The organism is Streptomyces sp. JNUCC 63, from assembly GCF_054366325.1.
Genome location: NZ_CM135963.1, coordinates 7252756 through 7273176 on the forward strand (window position 1 = coordinate 7252756; position 20421 = coordinate 7273176).

Annotated in this window: 4 protein-coding genes and 1 pseudogene; all 5 read left to right on the top strand. The window is 74.8% G+C overall.

Translation table 11 applies throughout. From position 1 onward, the window contains the following. Positions 1–108: 108 nt before the first annotated feature. The 5 genes and pseudogenes from ACX25U_RS33490 to ACX25U_RS33510 all read left to right on the top strand — a co-directional run bounded on the left by ACX25U_RS33490 (position 109) and on the right by ACX25U_RS33510 (position 20371). A pseudogene (locus ACX25U_RS33490) lies at positions 109–754 on the top strand (class I SAM-dependent methyltransferase). A gap of 304 nt (positions 755–1058) precedes the next feature. Beyond that, complete coding sequence (locus ACX25U_RS33495; RefSeq protein ID WP_454385611.1) at positions 1059–2783, top strand: fatty acyl-AMP ligase; 1725 nt, start codon at positions 1059–1061, stop codon at positions 2781–2783. 162 nt (positions 2784–2945) lie between these two features. Then, entirely contained in the window at positions 2946–16838 is a 13893-nt protein-coding gene (locus tag ACX25U_RS33500; RefSeq protein WP_454385612.1) for an SDR family NAD(P)-dependent oxidoreductase, read from the top strand. 63 nt (positions 16839–16901) lie between these two features. Next, on the top strand, positions 16902–19235 hold the full coding sequence (locus ACX25U_RS33505) for a thioester reductase domain-containing protein (RefSeq protein ID WP_454385614.1): 2334 nt from the start codon (positions 16902–16904) through the stop codon (positions 19233–19235). Beyond that, a complete protein-coding gene (locus ACX25U_RS33510) occupies positions 19232–20371 on the top strand; it encodes an alpha/beta hydrolase (RefSeq protein ID WP_454385616.1) in 1140 nt (379 codons plus the stop codon). Before ACX25U_RS33505 ends, ACX25U_RS33510 begins: the two co-directional genes overlap by 4 nt. Positions 20372–20421 lie beyond the last annotated feature (50 nt).

Sequence of the window (20421 nt, forward strand, 5' to 3'; positions counted from 1 at the left end):
CGGGTGGTGGACAGGTGCAGGAAATGTGAAATCGCCCGTGTCGACGCGACACGGGCGCCGCCCTGCCGAGAGGCGGAGGACCCGCCCAGGCTCCGCTGCCGCGCCCCCGTGTCCGAGCCCTCCTGCCTCACGGCCGTCCGCGACTCCTACGACACCGTCGCCGCCGCCTGTGCCGAACGCGTCCCGGAACCCTCCGAGCCGGACCCGTTCTCCCGCGGCATGCTCGCGGCATTCGCCGAGACGGTACGACGCTCCGCCCCGGGCCCGGTCGCGGACCTGGGCTGCGGGGCCGGCCGGGTGGCCGCTCACCTGGCCGGCCCGGGGCTTCCGGCGTTCGGCGTCGACCTGTCGGACGGCATGGTGGGACTGGCCCGGCGTACCTACCCGGATCTGCGGTTCGTGCAGAGTTCGATGACCGCGCTCGGCCTCGGCGGCGGCGTACTCGGTGGCATCCTCGCCCGGTACTCCACTCATCACACGCCGCCCGCGGGGCTGCCGCGGCTCTTCGCCGAGTTTCATCGCACGCTCGCACCCGGCGGCCATCTGCTGTGGGGGATGCCACGTCGGCGACGAACACCGGCGGCCCACGCAGGGGTACGGCCACCCCGTGTCCTACGAGTGGCATCTGCTGCCTGTGGAACGCGTGGCCGAACTGCTGGCGCGGGCCGGGCTGGTGGTCGTGGCGCGGTTGGTGCAGGAGCCCGGTGGGCGGCTGACCCGGCCCCACGTCTGTTTTGTGGCGCGGAAAGCTTGAAAGCCGTACCGCAAGCAAGGGGATATGGTCGGTGACGGCTCAACTCCGGTTGGACACACGACGTTTACGTGGATTCGCCCCAATGACCGGCCGGGACTTGTTAAGGTGCTACTCGCTAGTAGCAAAGTGAACGGGGGGCGCGGGGGCCCGCTGCCGCAGGGTCGCGGTTCCCCGGGCGGGTGGTCGAGGCCGGGCGGCCTGGCAAGGGGGCCAGGCCGGGCCCACGGCTTCTGTGCATGCACATCACACGACCATCGAACTCAGGTTCCCTCGCCCGACATTCCGGACAGGTGAGACTCGTCACATGGCTCGTTCCCTGGTCGACCTACTGACCGCACACGCGTCACTACAGCCCGATCGCACCGCCTACCGGTACCTCGTCACCGGTGACTGCGACGGAGAGATCCAGGAGGTCTCCTACGGGCAGCTGGCCCGCCGTTCGCAGGCCGTGGCCGCCTGGCTGCAGGAACGCGGTCTGGCCGGCTCCCGCGCCATGCTGCTGTACCCGCCCGGGCTGGAATTCGTCAGCGCCTTTCTGGGCTGCCTCGCCGCCGGGGTCGTCGCCGTGCCGGGCGTGCCCCCGCAGGGGCGCTCGCAGAACCATCGCGCCCTGACCCGGATGAAGCGCCTCATCGCCGACGCCGACGCCAGGGTGATCCTCGGCGGACGTGAAGTCGTCGGCGCCCTGGACGCGTTGGCACGGCACCTGCCCGAACTGGACGGCATCGCCCGCGTCACCACCGAGGACATACCCGACGACGCGGCCGACGCCTGGCGCGAACCGGACCTCACCGCCGACTCGGTGGCCTTCCTGCAGTACACCTCCGGCTCCACCTCCGCCCCCCGCGGCGTGATGGTGACCCACGGCAACCTGCTGCACAACGAGCAGCTCGTCACCGAGCGCATGGGCCACACCCCGGACACCATCGCCGAGCACGGGCACGAGATGTTCGTCAGCTGGCTGCCCGTCTACCACGACATGGGCCTGATCGGCCCGGTCCTGAACACCGTCCACCTCGGCGTGACCGCCACCCTCTTCTCGCCGCTGCACTTCCTGCAGCGCCCCGAGCGCTGGCTGACCGCGATCACCCGCTACCGCCCGCACACCAGCGGCGGCCCCAACTTCGCCTACGAGCTGTGCCTGAAGCACGCCACGCCCGGTCTCCTCGACGACCTCGACCTGAGCGGCTGGAAGGTCGCCTTCAACGGCGCCGAACCCGTGCGGGCCGCCACCCTGCGGCGGTTCACCGAGACCTTCGGCGCGGCCGGCTTCCGCCGCGAGGCCCTCTACCCGTGCTACGGCCTGGCCGAGGCCACCCTGATGGTCACGGGCGGCTCGGTGGACGCCCCGCCCACCCTGCTCCAGGCCGACGCGAGCGGCCCGCACACGGGCACCTCGGACGCGGCGGCCGTCGGCTGCGGCCGTCCCGGCCCCGGTCTGACCGTGGTGATCGCCGATCCCGATCGGCAACAGGAGCTGCCCGAGGGCGAGGTCGGCGAGATCCTGGTCGCCGGCGCGAGCGTCGCCAAGGGCTACTGGCGCAACGCCCTCGCCACCCGCGAGACCTTCCGCGCCACCCTCCCCGGCCGCGAGGACCGCTTCCTGCGCACCGGCGACCTCGGCTTCCTGCGCGACGGCGAGCTGTTCGTCACCGGCCGCCTGAAGGACCTGATCGTCATCGACGGCCGCAACCACTACCCGCAGGACCTGGAGCTGTCCGCCGAGCTGTCCCACCCCGCCCTGCGGCCCGGCTGCACCGCCGCGTTCTCCGTGGACGCGGGGACCGAGGGCGAGCAGCCCGTCGTCGTCGCCGAGGTGACCCCGGACGCGGTCGGCGAGGCCGAGAAGATCACCGACCAGGTCCGCAGCGCGATCGGCGAGGCCCACGGGCTGTCGCTGCGCGAGGTCGTCCTGGTCGACCCGGGCACCATCCCGAAGACCTCCAGCGGCAAGATCCAGCGCCGCGCCACCCGCGCGGCCTACCTCGACGGCACCCTCGCCGTGACCGGTGAGCCCGACGAGGAGTGACGCCGTCCCGTCACCGGCGCCGCGTGCCACGCCGGTGACGGCCCGCCCGTCGGTCACCCGGTCCGGCACACGGCCCGTACGACATCCGGGTCCCGCGGCGCCGCAGCAGCCGCCGTACGGCACCCGCCCGACTCCATCCCGCTCCTGAGGACACCTGCCCTGATGCCTGCGCACGAGTTCCCGAAGCAGTCCGCCGAGACCTCCGTCACCACCGCCGAGGGCCTGCGCGCCTGGTTGGCGGCGGCCGTCGCCGAGGCCGCCGGGCTCACCCCGCCGGCCGTCGACCCGGACCGTCCGGTCGCCGAATTCGGCCTGGGGTCACGCCAGTTGGTGACCCTGGCCGCCGAGCTCGCCGAGCGGACCGGCCGGCCCGTGGAGCCGTCGCTCGTCTTCGACCACCCCACGATCACCGAGCTCGCCGAAGCGGTCCTCGGCGAACGCCCCACCACGACCACCGACGTGACGGTGAGCACGGTGAGCGGCAGGCCGGTGCGGACGGACGACGAGATCGCGATCGTCTCCATGGCGTGCCGCTTCCCCGGCGGCGCCGACGACCCCGAGGGACTGTGGCGGCTGCTCACCGCCGGCGAGGACGCCATCTCCGACGTCCCGCCGGGCCGTTGGGACACCCAGGGCCTGCTCGACCCCGACCCGGAGACGGCCGGCGCGACGTACACCCTGCGCGGCGGCTTCCTCGACGGCATCGACCGCTTCGACGCGGCCTTCTTCGGCATCTCGCCGCGTGAGGCCGCGGCCATGGACCCCCAGCAGCGGCTGCTGCTGCAGACCACCTGGGAGGCGCTGGAGCGGGCCGGCATCGTCCCCCGGACGCTGCACGGCAGCTCCACCGGCGTCTACGTCGGCCTGTACGACAGCGGCTACCTCGCCTCCGCCTCCCTCGGGCAGCTCGACGGGCACGTCGGCACCGGAACGGCACCCAGCGTGGCCTCCGGGCGCATCGCCTACACCCTGGGCCTGCAGGGCCCGGCGGTAACCGTCGACACCGCCTGCTCCTCCTCCCTCGTCTCCCTGCACCTGGCGGCCCGGGCACTGACGAGCGGGGAGTGCGACCTCGCGCTCGCGGGCGGGGCGACCCTGCTGGTGACCCCGCGCGGGCACGTGGAGTTCAGCCGGCTGCGCGGACTGTCGCCCTCCGGGACGTGCAGCCCGTTCTCGGCCGACGCCGACGGCGTGGTGTGGGCCGAGGGCTGCGGTGTGGTGCTGCTGAAGCGGCTCGCCGACGCCCGCCGGGACGGTGACCGGGTGCTCGCCGTCGTCAAGGGTTCCGCCATCAACCAGGACGGCCGCAGCCAGGGCCTGAGCGCCCCCAGCGGGCCGGCCCAGGAGCGGGTGCTGCGTGCCGCCCTGGACGCGGCCGGACTCGAGCCGGACGACCTGGACCACGTGGAGGCGCACGGCACCGGCACCCGGCTCGGCGACCCGATCGAGGGCCGGGCGCTGGCCAACGTCTTCGGGCCGGGCCGCCCGGCCGGCCGGCCGCTCGGCATCGGCTCCCTGAAGTCCAACATCGGCCACACCCAGGCCGCGGCGGGCATCGGCGGCGTCATCAAGACCGTGCTGGCCCTCCAGCACGAGCTGATACCCGCCTCCCTGCACGCCGCCACCCCCACCGAGCACATCGACTGGGCCGGCAGCGGCCTGCGCGTGCACAGCGACGCCCAGCCGTGGCCCCGCGAGGAGGACCGGACACGCCGGGCGGGCGTGAGCGCCTTCGGGATCAGCGGCACCAACGCGCACGTCGTACTGGAGGAAGCGCCCCAGGACCTCCAGCGGCCCGTCATCGAGGGGGAGCTGCCCGAGCCGTCCCTCTACCCGCTGTCCGCCCGCACCCTTCCCGCCCTCCGGCGACAGGCCGCACGGCTCCACGAACTCCTCACTGTTCAGCCGGGGTTGCCCCTGCCGTCCGTGGCCGCGACGCTGGCTCACCACCGCACCCACTTCGAGCACCGGGCCGTCGTCCGGGCCGGCGGCCGTGACGACCTGCTCACCGCCCTGCGCGCACTGGCCGACGGAGAGCCGGACCCCGACCTGACCGCCGGCCCCCGGCCGGCCCTGCCGCCCGGCAAGGTGGCCTTCGTCTTCCCCGGACAGGGCGCCCAGTGGGCCGGTATGGCCCGCGACCTGCTCGCCACCGACCCGGTGTTCGCCGACGAACTCGACCGCTGCGACGGCGCGCTGCGCCCGTTCACCGACTGGTCGGTGGCGGCCGTGCTGCGCGGGGAGCCGGGCGCGCCGTCCCTGGGCCGCGTGGACGTCGTCCAGCCGGTGCTCTTCGCGGTGATGGTGTCGCTGGCCGCCGTATGGCGGGCCCGCGGCATACGGCCGGACGCCGTCATCGGGCACAGCCAGGGCGAGGTCGCCGCGGCCTGCGTCGCCGGGGCGCTCAGCCTCAACGACGCCGCCGCGGTGGTCGCCCTGCGCAGCCAGGCCCTGACCGGGCTGTCCGGCAGCGGCGCCATGGCCGTCGTCGCCCTGCCGCACACCGACGTCGAAACCCGCCTCGACGATCTCGACGGGCAGGTCTCGGTCGCCGCCGTGAACAGCGGCCGCTCCACCGTGCTCGCCGGTGCCGTCGAACCGCTCGAGACCCTGCTCGCCGACCTCGAGCGCGAGCAGGTCTTCGTCCGCCGCCTCGACGTCGACTACGCCTCCCACAGCGCCCAGGTCGAGCCGGTCCGCGCGACGGTCCTCGACGAACTCGACGGCGTCACCACCTGTCCGACCTCCGTCACCTGGTACTCCACGGTCACCGGCGAGCCGGTCACCGAGGAACTCGACGCCGGCTACTGGTACACCAACCTCCGCGAACCCGTCCGCTTCGCTTCCACCGTGGAGCGCATGGCCGCCGACGGCTACCGGTGCTTCGTCGAACTCGGTCCCCACCCCTCGCTGCTCACCGCCCTGCACACGATCGGCGAGGACCCGGGCCACGCCCTGGTCGCCGTCGGCTCGCTCCGCCGCGACGAGGACGGACCCGCCTGCCTGGACCGCGCCGCCGCCGAACTCCACGTCCACGGACAGCAAGTCGACTGGCGGCGGCTGGTCGCCGACACCGCACCCGCCGATCTGCCGACCTATGCCTGGGACGCCCCACGCCACTGGATCGAGCCAGAGTCCACCGCCGGCGCGCCCGGGCTGCTCGACCGCGCCGCCCACCCGTTGCTCGGCATCCAGCTCCAGTCCGCGGACGAGAGCCGCTGGACCTTCCGCAACGAGTGGTCCCCGGCCACCGCCGACTGGCTGCCCGACCACAGCGTCTTCGGCCGGACCGTGGTGTCGGGCACCACCGTGCTGGAGCTGTGCCGCGCCGCCCTCGCCGTGGCCCGCCCGGACGAGACGGCCGACGTGACCGACCTGTTCCTGCTCGCCCCGCTCGTGCTGCCCGCCTCCGGCACGGTCGAGGTGTCCGTGGAAGTCGTCACCGCCGGCCCGGTCCCGGAGATCACCGTGCACAGCCGCCCGCGCGGTCAGGAGGCCGGCTGGACCCTGCACGCCACCGCCACCGCCACCGCGGCCGACCCGTCCCCGGTCGGCCGGCCCCCCGAGTGGCCCCGGACCGCCGAACCCGCTTGGAGCACGGAGACGTACGAGCGGCTGGCCGGGCTCGGCCTCGGCTACGGCCCCGCCTTCCAGGGCGTACGGGAGGCCGTGCCGGCCGGAGACGGCGAACTGCTGGCCCGGCTCTCCCTGCCGTCCACCGCCCGCGACGTGACCGACCCCTACCCGGTCCACCCGGCGCTGCTGGACGCCGCACTGCACGTGGCCGCGGCCTTCGACGGGGGCACCGCCTCCGACGGCCGGGTGCTGCTGCCGGTCGCCGTGGGCCGCTGCTCCCTGCCGCACACCCCGACCGGCGAACTCACCGTGTCTGTACGGCGGACGGGCGACCCGGACGGCTCCGGCGCGGGGCTCACACTGGACGTGACGCTGTGGGACGCCGACGGCCTCCCGGCCGGCCGGCTCCAGGGCGTACGGCTGCGCGCCGCGAGCCCGGCCGACCTCGTCACCGGCGCGGAGAACGGACGGCACCTGTACGAGGTGGCCTGGACCGCCCTCGCCGCACCGCCCGCCGAGGTGCCCGGCGGTTCCTGGGCCGTCGTCGGCGACCCGTCCGACCCGGAGGTCGCGGCGGCCGTGCGCGGCCTGGAAGCGGCGGGCGTGCGGCTGCGCGAACAGGACGCCGACACAGTCGTACGCTTCTGGCCCCGACCCGCGGCCGGCTCCCGACCGGAAGCGGCGGCACACGAGTGGGCGACCGCGGCCCTGGCCGAGGTGCGGGCACTCGCGGAACAGGGCCAGGCACCGGCACACACCGTCTGGGTGACCCGCGGCGCGGTCGCGGCCGGCGACGGGGACACGGTGCCCGCCCTGGCCCAGTCGGCCCTCTGGGGCCTGGCCCGCAGTGCTCGCGCCGAGCACCCGGACCTCGGGCTGACCCTGCTCGACCTGGACGGCACCGACGACCCCGCCGGAGCCCTGCTGGCGGCCCTCGCGCACCCGGGCGAACCCGAAACGGCCCTCAGGGGCGGCGTGTTGCTCGCCCCCCGACTGGTGCGCGCCCGCACCGCGGACGCGGAACCCGCCGTGATTCCCACCGACGGCACCGTACTGATCACCGGCGGCCTGGGCGCCGTAGGCCGTCGCATCGCCCGGCTCCTCGCCGAACGCGGCGTGCCCCGGCTACTGCTGACGTCCCGTCAGGGGCACGGGGACTCCCGCGCCGCCGAGGTCGTCGCCGAGCTCACCGCGCTGGGCGCCCAGGCCGAGGTGGCCGCCTGCGATGTCGCGGACGCGGCGGCCCTCGCGGCGGTGCTCGGCGGGATCGGTGACGAGCTGCCGCTGCGGGGTGTCGTGCACTGCGCCGGCGTCCTCGACGACGGGGTGGTCGCCGAGCTGACGCCCGAACGCCTCGTGCGGGTGCTGCGCCCCAAGGCCGACGGCGCCGCCCACCTGCACCGGCTGACCGCCGACGTCCCGCTCGACCTGTTCCTGCTGGTCTCCTCGGCCGCCGGAGTCGTCGGCAACGCGGGCCAGGCCAACTACGCCGCCGCCAACGTCTTCCTCGACCAGCTCGCCCACCACCGCCGGGCTTCCGGCCTGCCCGCCGTGTCCGTCTCCTTCGGCGCCTGGGCGGGCGAGGGCCTGGCAGCCGAACACGCCGACCTGGACCGTATGGCCCGCCTCGGCCACCGCGCCCTCACCCCCGGCCAGGGCGTCGAGCTGACCGAGCTCTCCCTGCGCCGGGGCACCCCGCACCTGGTCGCCTGGAACCTGGACCTGCCCCGCCTGCGCGAGACCACGGCCGCCGTGGACGGCCCCTCGGCCGCGCTGTGGCGCTCGCTGCTGCCCGCACCCCGCACCGGCCCGGCCGACGGCGACGGCCTCGCCGACCGCCTGGCCCGGCTGCCCGAGGCCGAACGCGCCGAACGCGTCATGGCCCTGGTCCGCGAGGAGGCCTCCCGCGCCCTCGGCCTGCGCTCGGCGGAGTCCGTCCGCCCCGACCGGCCGCTGCGCGAGCTCGGCATGGACTCGGTGACGGCGGTCGAACTGCGCAACCGCATCGGCGCCCGTCTGGGCACCAGGCTCCCCGCGACCCTGCTGTTCGACCACCCCACCCCGGCTCGCCTCGCCGGGCACCTGCTGACCACCGCGCTCGCGACGAGCGGCCGCGGCACCCGCAGGTCCGAGACGCGCACCGCCCCGGCCCCGGCCACCCCGTCCGACGAGCCGGTGGCCGTCGTCGCCATGGCCTGCCGGCTGCCCGGCGGGGTGAACGACCCCGAGGACCTGTGGCGGCTGGTCGCTCAGGGCCGGGACGCCGTCGGCCCGTTCCCCGAGAGCCGCTGGGACGTGGAGTCGCTGTACGACCCCGACCCGGACGCGATGGGCAAGTCCTACGCCCGCGAGGGCGGCTTCCTGGAGGACATCGAGTCCTTCGACGCGGGTTTCTTCGGCATCACCCCGAAGGAGGCCGCCGCCATGGACCCCCAGCAGCGGCTGCTGCTGGAGACGGCCTGGGAGGCGCTGGAGCGCGCCGGGATCGTGCCCGCCCGGCTGGCGGGGAGCACCACCGGTGTGTACGTCGGCATGTTCGGCAGCGACTACCTGGCCGGCTCCCGGCTCGACCAGCTCGACGGATACGTCGGCACCGGTTCGGCGCTCAGCGTGGCCTCGGGCCGGCTCGCCTACGCGCTCGGCCTGCACGGTCCGGCGCTGACCGTGGACACGGCGTGCTCGTCGTCGCTGGTGGCCGTGCACCTGGCCGCGCAGGCGCTGCGGTCGGGGGAGTGCGACCTGGCGCTCGCCGGGGGCGTGACGCTCATGGTGACCCCGCAGACCTTCGTCGAGTTCAGCCGGCTGCGCGGGCTGTCCGCGACCGGCCGCTGCCGCTCCTTCTCGGACGACGCCGACGGCGCCGTCTGGGCCGAGGGCGCCGGCATGACCGTACTGAAGCGGCTGAGCGACGCCCGGCGCGACGGGGACCAGGTGCTGGCGGTGCTGCGCGGCACGGCCGTCAACCAGGACGGCCGCAGCCAGGGGCTGTCCGCGCCCAACGGCCCCGCGCAGGAACAGGTGGTCCGGCGGGCGCTGGAGCTGTCCGGACTCCGGCCCGCGGACATCGACTACGTGGAGGCGCACGGCACCGGCACGACACTGGGCGACCCGATCGAGGCGAATGCCCTGTCCCAGGTGTTCGGCGACTCGCGCCCCCGGGGCCGCCCGCTGTACCTGGGCTCGCTGAAGTCCAACCTCGGGCACACACAGGCCGCTTCGGGCGTCGCGGGGCTGATCAAGGTGGTGCAGTCGCTGCGCCACCGGACCCTGCCGGCCACCCTGCACGCCGGCACCCCCAGCCGGCACGTCGACTGGGACGGCAGCGGACTGCACCTGCTCCAGGAGCCGGTGGAGTGGCCGCCGGCGGGGGAGCGGACCCGGCGGGCCGGCATCAGTTCCTTCGGCATCAGCGGAACCAACGCGCATGTGATCGTCGAGGAGGCACCCAGGACGGAAGCGGCGGAAAAGGCGACCGAACTCCCTCCCGGCAAGCAGCTGTTCGTACTGTCCGGCCGGAGTGAGGCGGCCCTGCGCGGTCAGGCCGCCCGCCTGGCCCGGCACCTCACCGACGACACCGCGCTCGCGGACGTGGCCCACACCCTGGCCCGGCACCGCAGCCACCTCGAGTGGCGCGCGGCCATCCCGGCCGACGGCCACGACGAACTCAGGTCCGCCCTGAAGGCGTTGGCGAGCGGACGGGCTCCGCTCACCCCGCCCCGCCAGGAGCAGACCGGCAAGGTGGCCTTCGTCTTCTCCGGGCACGGCGGTCAATGGCCCGGCATGGGCGTGGAGTTGATGGCAGGGTCGAAGGTCTTCCGTGAGGAGCTGGCCCGCATCGACGAGGCGGTGCGGCGGCAGGCCGGCTGGTCGGTGCTCAACGTGCTCCGGGCACCGGAGGAGTTCTCCCCGATGGACCGGACCGAGTATCTGCAGCCGGTGCTGTTCGCGGTCAACGCGGCGCTCGCCGCCGCCTGGCGGCCGCTCGGCGTCACCCCCGACGCCGTGGTCGGACACAGCCTGGGCGAGATCGCCGCCGCCTACAGCGCGGGCGCCCTCACCCTCGAGGACGCCGTAACGGTGGTGACCGGGCGCGCCCAGGCCGTCGCCCCCCTGGTCGGGCGCGGCGGCATGGTGTCCGTGGAGTTGCCGCGCGGCGAGGTGGAGGACCTGCTCGCGCCTTACGCGGGACGGCTGTTCGTCGCCGCGGTCAACAGCGTCGGCTCCACGGCCGTCTCCGGCGACGCCGACGCGCTGGCCGAGCTGCGCGGCCACCTGGAGGAACGGAAGATCGCGGTACGGCGCCTGTCCACGCCGTTCGCCTCGCACACCCCCCTCATGGAACCGCTGCGCGCGGAACTGCTGGAGCGCTTCTCCGCCGTCCGGGGCACCGCCCGGACATCCCCCGCGCTGTACTCGACGGTGCTGGCCGAACCCGTCTCCGGGGACCGGCTGGACGCTGACCACTGGTTCGCCAACCTCAGCCGGCCCGTCCGGTTCGCCGACACCGTCCGCCGGATGCTCGACGACGGCTACCGCTACTTCGTCGAGCTCAGCCCGCACCCCTCACTGCTGTCCTCCGTCGAGGCGGTCGCGGCCGAGGCCGGGATCGACGCGGTCGGCATCGGCTCGCTGCGCCGGCAACAGGACGGGCCGGACGTACTGCCGCGCCGGCTCGGCGAGTTGTACGCCGCCGGGCACACGCCCGACTGGACGGCGCTGTTCCCCCGCGGCCGCCGTGTCGACCTGCCCACCTACGCCTTCGCCCGCGAACGCCACTGGCTCGCGCCCGCCCCGGCCGCCGCGGCAGGCTCCTCGCCGCTGCTCGGCACCCACGTCGAGTCCAGTGACGAGCCCGGCCGGCACACCTTCCAGAGCGAGATCGACCTGCGCGACAGCCGGTTCGCCCAGCTGACCGACCACCGGGTGAACGGAGAGGTCTGGCTGCCCGGCGCCGCCTTCCTCGACCTCGCCCTGGAGGCCGCCTCCGAGGTGCGGGAACAGGGCGAAGTACACCTGTCGGAAGTGAAGTTCCTCCAGCCGCTCCGCCTGGACCCCGAGCGTCCTGTGCGGCTGCAACTCGTCCTGCGACCCGTCGAGGACGGCTTCCAGGACTTCACCATCGCCTCCGCACCCACCCGCGAGCGGCCCGCACGGTGGGAGCGGCACGCCGTCGGGCGTGTCACGGTCACCGACGACGAGGCCCCGGCCGGCGAGTCGCTGTCCGCCGTACGCGAGCGGTGCGCGCAAGCGGTCGACCTGCCCGCCGTCTACGCCGCCCTGGCCGTCCTCGGCATCGAGTACGGCCCCGCCTTCCGCGGCCTGGAGGAGGGCCGCCGTACGCGTGAAGCGGCCGTCGGCCGGCTCGCCGCCAAGCCCACCGCCGGGTACCTGCTGCATCCGGCGGTCCTCGACGCCGCCTTCCACACCGCCGCCCTGCCCGGCGACGCGCCGGAGGGCCGGGCGTTCGTGCCCGCCGGGGTCGGACGACTGCGGTACACCGGGCTGCGCACCACCCCCGCGTGGGCGGCCTGTCACCTGCGCTCCGTCGACGGCGACACCGCGACCGTCGACCTCAGGATCTGGGACGAGAACGAGCGACTGGTCCTGGAGGCCGAGGAGTTCCGGCTCGCCGCGCTCTCCCCGCTGGACGGCGCGCTCTTCGAGACCCGCTGGCAGCCGCGCCCGGTGGCGCAGGAGCCCCCGGCCGGCGGCAGCTGGCTCGTCCTGGCCGACGACAGCGGGATCGCCGCCGAACTCGGCGAGCGGCTGGGGGAGTCGGTGCCGCACGTCGTCGCGCGCCGGGGCGGCGACTTCGCCGCCGAGGGGCCCGGCCGGTACGTCCTCGACCCGGCCGATCCGCGGCACCTGGCCAGGCTGCTGGCCGAGGCGTTCCCGGACGGACCGCCCGAGCGGGTGGTCCAGTTGTCCGCGCTGGACGCCCCGCCCGTCGCGGACGCCGCCACGGCCGAGGAGGCGGCGCGGTTGTGCTGCCTGAGCACCCTGCACCTCGTACGCGCCCTCGCCGGCCGTCCGCAGGGCCCCGCACCCCGCCTGTTCGTGGTCGCACGCGGCAGCCAGGCCGCCGGTGACAGCACCCGGGTGACCCACCCCGAGCAGGCTCTTGCCTGGGGCTTCGGACTCGCGGTGGCGCAGGAGTACCCCGAACTGTCCACCACCCTGGTCGACCTGCCGCCCACCGGCGGCGTCGACGACCTGTGGACCCAGCTGCGGCACGCGGACGACGAACGGCTCGTCGCCCTGCGCGCCGGGGGCCGCCTGGTGCCGCGCCTGGCCCGCACCCGCCCCGACGACGGCGGCCACGGGGAGCTCACCCGGGACGGTGTGCACCTGATCACCGGAGGTCTGGGCGGCCTCGGCCGGGTCGTCGCCGAACGCCTGGTCCGCCGCGGGGTCCGACGGCTGGCCCTGATGAGCCGCGGCACGCCCGACGCGGACACCGCCCGCTGGATCGAGGGGCTCGCAGAGCGCGGGGTCGGCGTGCACCTCGCCCGCGCCGACGTCGCCGACCGGGCCGGGCTCACGGCCGCCCTGGACGCCGTACGCCGCGAGGTCGGGCCGATCGCGGCGGTCGTGCACGCGGCCGGCGTCCTCGACGACGCCACCGTGGCCAACCTGACCGACGACCGCGTGCTGCGGGTGCTCGCGCCCAAGGTGCTGGGCACCACGCTGCTCACCGAACTGGTCCCGGAGGCGGGAACGTTGGTCCTGTTCGCCTCCGCCGCCGGACTTCTCGGCTCGGCCGGGCAGAGCCCGTACTGCGCGGCGAACGCCTTCCTCGACGCCTGGGCGCACCACCTGGTCCACGCCGGCCGGCGGGCGCTCAGCCTGGACTGGGGCGCCTGGACCGGCGTCGGCATGGTCGCCGAGTCCGGCACCCGTGCCGCCGAGACCGGCCGCTCCGGCCTGGTCGCCTTCACTCCGCAGGAGGGCGGCGAACTCTTCGAACGGGTCCTGTCCACCTCCCGCCGCCAGCTCGCGCCGCTCGCCCTGGACCGGGAGATGCTGTCCCTCGTCCCCGACGCGGTGCGCGCCCGCCCCGTCCTGGGCGACCTGGTCACCGCCCCGGCCGGCACGGCCGTCTCCGACGACCTGGTGAAGAGGGTGTTCGCCGCGACGAGCGACGAGGACCGCGCCACATGGCTCGAGGCGTACGTACGGGCAAGGGTCGGTGAGGTGTCCGGCGGAACGGTGGACGCGTCCGCGAGCACGGCCCTGAAGGAACTCGGCCTGGACTCCCTCATGCTGGTGCGGCTGCGCAACGCCTTCGGCCGTGAGCTGGGCGTCGAACTCCCGGCCGCCGACGTGTTCGCCGCCTCCGACATCCGCGGCCTCGCCCGGGCCCTGGGCGGGGCCCTGCCCGAGCGGGAGGCGGCGGCGCAGCAGGACGCCGACGGCGCCGCTCCGGTGCCCGGGACCGAACTGCGCCCGGCGACCCGCGACGTCGTACGACTGCTGCGCAGCGCCCGTCCCGGCATGCCGGACGCGGCGCACGGCATCGGCCTGGCCGTACGGCTGACCCGGCCCACGACCCACGAGACGCTCACCGGCATCCTCGACCGGCTCGTGGCCCGCCACGCCGCCCTGCGCACCGGGATCGTCGTCGGCGGCGACGGCGGCCGGCAGTTGCGCGTGGACCGCGAGATCGCAGGACCGGTGCTGCGCTGGACGACCTGCCCGGCCGGCGAGGGCGGGGCCGACCCCGCCGACCGGCTGCGCCGACTGCTGGAGCCGCCGTTCGACCTGGCCGAGGCACCACTGTGGCGCTTCGAGTTGCTGGACGGCGGCGAGCGGGATCAGATCCTCGTCTTCGGCGCCCACCACGCCGTGAGCGACCTGCAGTCGCTGCTGCTGGTGGCCGCGGAGATCGACGCGGAACTGTCCGGCACGCCGCTCGGCGACGCCGTCACCAACCGTGACATCGCCCTGCTCGTCGAGGCCCAGCAGGGCGGCGAGGGGGCGAGCGCCGGGTGGCGGGAGGCCTTCCACGGCAGCCGGCGGCTCGACCTGGAGCTCTCCCGGCCGCGCCCGGCCGAGCGGTCGTACCGGGCGGGCAGTGTGACGGTGACGATTCCCGACGGGCTGACCGAGCGGATCGCGGCAGCCGCGAGCAGCCTGGCGATCACCCCCGCCGCGTTCTGCCTCGGCACGCTGACGGTGCTGCTGACCAGGAAGCGGGAGCGGGAGCGGTTCGTGCTCGCCGTGCCCGTGGACACCCGTATCCACGCCGACGCCTACGACGCGGTGGGCTTCTTCGGCGTCCCGGTGCCCTTCCCGGCCGAGGCCCGGCCCGGCGAGCCGGTCGCCGAGGTGCTGCGCCGCACGGACGACCGCCTGCGGCGGGTGCTGGCCAAGGGCGCCGTGTTCTCCGACGTCCTGGCCACGCTGGCCCGCCAGGGCCTGCACCGGCACAACGCGCCGCTGGTCGAGGTGTACTTCAACTACGTGCGCTCCTCGCGCCGCCTGACCCACCTGGAGGTCCTGCCGGCCGGCACCGGCTACTCCGATCTCGACCTGATGGTCACCATGACCCCGGACGCCTCCCGCATCCGCCTCGACCACAACCTGGACATCCTGGACGCCCGCACCACCACGGAACTGGGCGAGGAGTTCCTCCACCTGCTCGCGGAGACGGTGCAGAACCCGACGGCCCCGGTACGCGCCGGGCACCTCGCGGCGACCGAGTCCGCCGCCCCGGCTCCCACGACCGTTCAGGGGACCCCGTCCGGGGCCTGCCTCACCGGCGCGCCTGCGGCGAGCGCTGCCGCCGGCCGGTCGCCGGCCGGGACGGTTTCCGCCGGTGGGCAGGCTGTCGCTGCGGAAGGCCCCGGGGCCGCGCAGGCCGACGCAGCCGAAGTCGCCACGTCCGGCCGCTCCTTGGCGCTCGCCGCCACCTTCGCTCTCGGTAACCTGCCGCTGATGTGCGAGGCGGCCGTCAACGACGGGGCCGCCCCTGAGGGCGGCGGGCTCACGGTCGTCGAAGCGCCGTACCACCACGTGCTCGCCGCCCTCCAGGACCCCGCGGGCGTCTTCGCGGACCCTGCGACCGCGGTCGGTGCCGTGCTGCTGCGGGCGGTGGACCTGGAGCGGTTCGGGCCGGTGGACGACGGGCTGCTGGCCGAGTTGCGCACCGCCTGCCCGGCCGCGGTCAGGCGTCTCGTCGAACGTGTCCGCAAGCCGTTGGTCGTCGGCTTCCTGCCCGCCGCCCGCGCGGAGGACCGCCTCGCGCGGTGGGAGCGCGACGTCGCCGCCGAACTCGCCGAGTTGCCCGGCGTCGCGGTGGTCGGGCCCGACGACTGGACGCGGCACCACCGCGTCGAGGACCGCTTCGACGAGCGGACCGAGCGGCTGGCCCACCTGCCGTTCACGCCACCCTTCCAAGCGGCGGTCGCGCTGCGTCTGGCCGAGGTGGTACGGGCCGTGCTGCGCCCCGCGCCGAAGGTGATCGCGGTCGACGGCGACGAGACCCTGTGGGGCGGAGTCGCCGGCGAGATCGGTCCGGAGGCCGTCGACCTCACCGGCCCCCGCGCGCTGCTCGCCCGCAGACTGCTGCGGTGGCGGGAGGCGGGCGCGCTGCTGGCCCTGGTCAGCAACAACGACGAGGCGACCGTCCGGGCCGTCCTGGACCGCCCCGACAGCCTGTTGAAGCCCGAGCACTTCAGCGTGCTGTCCGCGGCCTGGGGACCCAAGCCGGGCCGGCTGGCCGAGGCGGCGCGCACTCTCAACCTCGGTCCGGACAGCTTCCTGTTCCTGGACGACAACCCGGCGGAGATCGCCAGGATGCGCTCGGCGCTGCCCCGGGTGCTGTCGGTCACCTGCCCTCCGGCGGCCGGACTGAAGGAGTTCCTGGACCGGTTGTGGCCGCTGGTCCCGGCCGCCGCGACCGCCGAGGACGCGCTGCGGGCCCGCTTCTACGAGCAGGAGCGGGAGCGGGACGCCGTACGCGAGCAGGCCGGCTTCGAGGAGTTCCTGGCGAGCCTTGAACTGGAGGTCGACGTCCGGGCCCTCGCCGGGCCCGACGTCCAGCGGGCCGAACAACTGGTGCGTCGCACCAACCAGTTCACCCTGCGCGCCCGCTCGTCCGAGGGCGGCGACGTGACCCGGTGGCGACAGCGGGGCGAGGTGTGGACGGCCGTGGCGCGCGACCGGTTCGGCGACTACGGCCAGATCGGCCTGCTCGCCCTGCGCTCGAACGGCGGCCAACTCGACGTACTGGCCTGGCTGATGAGCTGCCGGGCGCTCGGACGGGGCGTCGAGGAACGCATGTTGCAGTGGCTGGCCGACCGTGCGGATCAACTGGGCTGCGCCAAGGTCCGGCTGACGGCCGAGCGCACCGAGCGCAACGCCCCCGCCCGGCGGCTGCTGGCCGCCCTCGGCGGCGGCGACCAGGACGACGAGCACCTGGAGGTCGTGACCACACCGGAGGCGCTGCGCGCCTTCCGCTCCTGGGAGCAGCGGTGACGGCAGGTGGGACGGCCGTGAGGGAAAGGACGACGTACATCGTGAAGGGCTCTGATGCGTGACATGAACGAGGACACCGGGCAGCGGGCGACCGCCGAGGCGATCGAGCGCGGCGGGGGCGGTCTCGGCGTCGCCGACCTGCTGGCCAGGGTGACGGCGGCGGGCACCGGTGACGACTCCGGCGCCGCTCCGGCCCCGGCCCGCGACCTGGACGGCGTGGCGGCGGCCATCGCCGCCGCGGCCGGCCGCCATCTGCCCGGCGGCCACCTGGCGCCCGACGCCGACTTCTTCGACGCCGGGGGCACCTCCGTGCACGCCGTGGAACTCGTCGCGGAGCTGGAGGGCGAGCTGGGCATCGAGTTCGACCTGGACGAGGTGTTCGCCGACGCCCGCCCGATCAGCCTCGCCCGGCGCTACCTGGCGGCGACCGGACCCGCAAGCGACGCGGCGACCGTCCCGGCGCGCGGCGCGCCCGAGTCCGGCACCGTGATCGTCCCGGCACCCCGCACCCCCGCCGCAGTCACCGCCACCCCCCTCCCCGGCAGCGGCGCCGACCCGTACTGCCGGGCCCGCCAGGAGGACCTCGACCAGATCCTCGCCGACCTCGCCCTCGCCGACCGCCTGCCCTTCACCGACGTACCCGAGCCGCTGCCGCCCCGCCGGGTCCTGCTGACCGGTGCCACCGGCTTCCTCGGCAGCCACATGCTGCTCGACCTGCTGCGCCACAGCGACGTCCACGTGTACTGCCTGGTCCGCGCGGCCGACGAGGAGGCCGCCGTCGGCCGGCTCGGCGAGGCCCTGAGGAGCTACCGGCTGCCCTGGTCCTCGGAGGTGCGCCGCCGGGTGACCGTACTGCCCGGCGACATCCGCCGGCCGCGCCTGGGCCTGTCCGACGAGCTGTGGCAGAGCCTCGCCCTCGAACTGGACGGCGTCGTCGGCGTGGCCGCCGCCGTGGACTTCCTGCGCGGCTACCAGTCGCTGCGCGCGAGCAACGTCCTCGGCGCCCTCACCCTCGCCGAACTCGCGGCCACCGGACGGCCCAAGCCGCTGCACCACATCTCCTCGATCGCCGTCTTCAACGAGGTCGGCATCACCGCCATGGGCGAGGACGACCCGCTCGCCCACGTCGACCGGCTCGTCTCCGGCTACGACCAGTCCAAGTGGGCCGCCGAGGTCGCCCTGCGCCGGGCCCGCGACCACGGCCTGGTCGTCACCGCCCTGCGCCCCGGCGGCATCGGCGGGCACGCGAAGACCGGCGCCTACAACCCGCAGGACCTCAGCAGCGGCCTGATCTCGGCCTTCGGCCGCTTCCGCACCGTACCGGCCTTCCGCCACCTCAACGCCGCGCCGGTCGACTGGGTCAGCCGGGTCGCGGTCGCCGCGATCTGCGAACCCGACGCCTGGGGCTACGACTACAACCTCACCGGCGTGCCCAACACCCTCGACGACGTGGTCCGCGACATGGCGCTCGGCGGCATGCACGTACGCGTCCAGGACTGGGACGAGTGGCGCACCGACGCCCTGGCCCGCCTCGAGGCCGACCCGGTGCCCGAACTGGCCTTCCTCACCCGGGTGCTGCAGAGCCCCACCGCTCTGAAACTGTGCGAGGCCACCCTGAAGGGCCCGGCGGCCGGCGGCGAGCGCACCGCCGCGCTGGTGGACGCCCTCGGGCTGCCGCCCGCCGCCCGCTACGACGCACAGGCACAGCTGAGGACGTTCGAGCGGCTGGCGCAGGACGGCCTCGCCCGGCTGCCGCACAAGGACGACCAGCCCTACCTGTGGTTCACCGAGACCACCGAGGGCGGCGTCGGCCCGGCCGGCGCCCCCGCCGACACCCCCTGTTCCATGGCGCTCACCCTTTCCATCGCGAGCATGTACCAGCTGGTGAAGGAGCGCCGGGTGGACGTGACCGGCGAGGTGACCTGTGCCGCCGTACATCCCGAGCCGCTGACCGTCGAGCGCGGCGACATCTGGATCCGCCCCGAGGAGGGCATACCGCAACAGCACGGCATGACCCACCAACTCCTGTGCTACCGGCTGCACTTGCGTGACGCAGACGGCGGCCGGTGGTGGCTGGAGGGCCACAAGCACGCGAGGGCCCGCCGGGACGTGTGGCGGCAGACCCGCGCGCTCACCGTGGAGATCGGCCGCGAGGGCGAGGCGGCGAGCCTCACCGGCGAGGTCGTGGTACCCGCGGACACCTACGTCCGTGACCAGATCGACGGCATCCAGGTCGACCCGCGCCTGACCAGCCGCGAGAAGCGGGCCGCCAAGCTGACCTGGCTCGCCTGGTTCGGCCTGGAGATGGGCCGCGGCCTGCTCGGCCCCTTCGCCCGCGCCGCCGCCGACCTCCTCGACCTGCGCCGCACCCCGACCCTCACGGAGCACCACCGATGATCTTCAAGGCGATCACCCCCAGGACCACCCGGCAGGCCCTGCGCAAAGTCCGCACCACCGCGGTCCCACGCCCCCTGCACCACCGTCTCGGCCCGGCGGCCGTCGAGGAGATCGACTTCCGCGCGGGCGACGGCGTCCGGCTCGGCCTGACCCGCGTCGACCCGGGGGAGACCGGCCGGCCCGCCGTGCTGCTGCTGCACGGCCACACCGCCTCGGCCGACATGTTCCTGCTGCCCGAGACCCGCAACCTCGTCGACGTGCTCCTCGACGACGGCTACGAGCCCTGGCTGCTGGACTGGCGGGGCAGCTGCCGGCTGCCGTACAACGAGACCGGCCAGAGGTACACGTACGACGACGTCGCCCTGTACGACATCCCCGCGGCCGTCTCGTACATCCGTGAACGCGTCGGCGACCGCCCGCTGTTCGTCGTCGCCCACTGCATCGGCTCGCTCTCCCTGTCGCTGAGCATGACGGCGGGCCTGGTGCCGGGCCTGGCCGGCGTGGTGTCCCAGGGCGTGTTCCTGACGCCGAAGCTCGCCGGGCGCACCTCGCTGCGCATGTCGGTGGCGGGGGAGCTGCTGAGGAACCGGATCGACCACATACCGGTCGACTTCCGCAAGGTGGGCCTGTGGTCCAAGTACACCCCGCTGTTCGCGCTGGCCGCGCGGAAGGCGAGCTGCCCGGACCCGACCTGCCAGATCCTGCACAACTCGGCCTGGGGCTCGGGCGCTTCCCTCTTCCTGCACGAGAACCTGGCCGAGGCCACCCACGACCGGCTCGCCCAGCTCCTCGGCCCCGCGCCGCTGTGGATCCTGCCCCACCTGCGCCGCATCGAGCTGGCCCGCAGCGTCGTGCGCTGGCACGACACCGATCACCGCTACCGGGCGCTGCCGCCGAGCGCGCTCGACGCGGCCGGCCGGATCGACACCCCGGTGCTGCTGATCTCGGGCAGCGAGAACGGGCTGTGGCTGGACTCCCAGAAGCTCTGCCGCGACGTACTCGCCCACCGGCAGCCGCAGTTGGACGTGACGTACACCGAGATCCCCGGCTACGGGCACCTGGACACGTTCCTGGGCCGGGGCGCCGCCCTGGACGTCTTCGGTCACATCCTGGACTTCCTCGGCGAACGGCGGTGACGGCCGGCCGGACCACCGCTACCGTACCGACCAGTAACCTGATCGCACTC

Bases quoted from the DNA above. Each gene is read 5' to 3' on its own strand.
- ACX25U_RS33500 (WP_454385612.1), top strand. From the start codon at position 2,946: ATGCCTGCGCACGAGTTCCCGAAGCAGTCCGCCGAGACCTCCGTCACC.
- ACX25U_RS33510 (WP_454385616.1), top strand. From the start codon at position 19,232: ATGATCTTCAAGGCGATCACCCCCAGGACCACCCGGCAGGCCCTGCGC.
- ACX25U_RS33495 (WP_454385611.1), top strand. From the start codon at position 1,059: ATGGCTCGTTCCCTGGTCGACCTACTGACCGCACACGCGTCACTACAG.
- ACX25U_RS33505 (WP_454385614.1), top strand. From the start codon at position 16,902: ATGAACGAGGACACCGGGCAGCGGGCGACCGCCGAGGCGATCGAGCGC.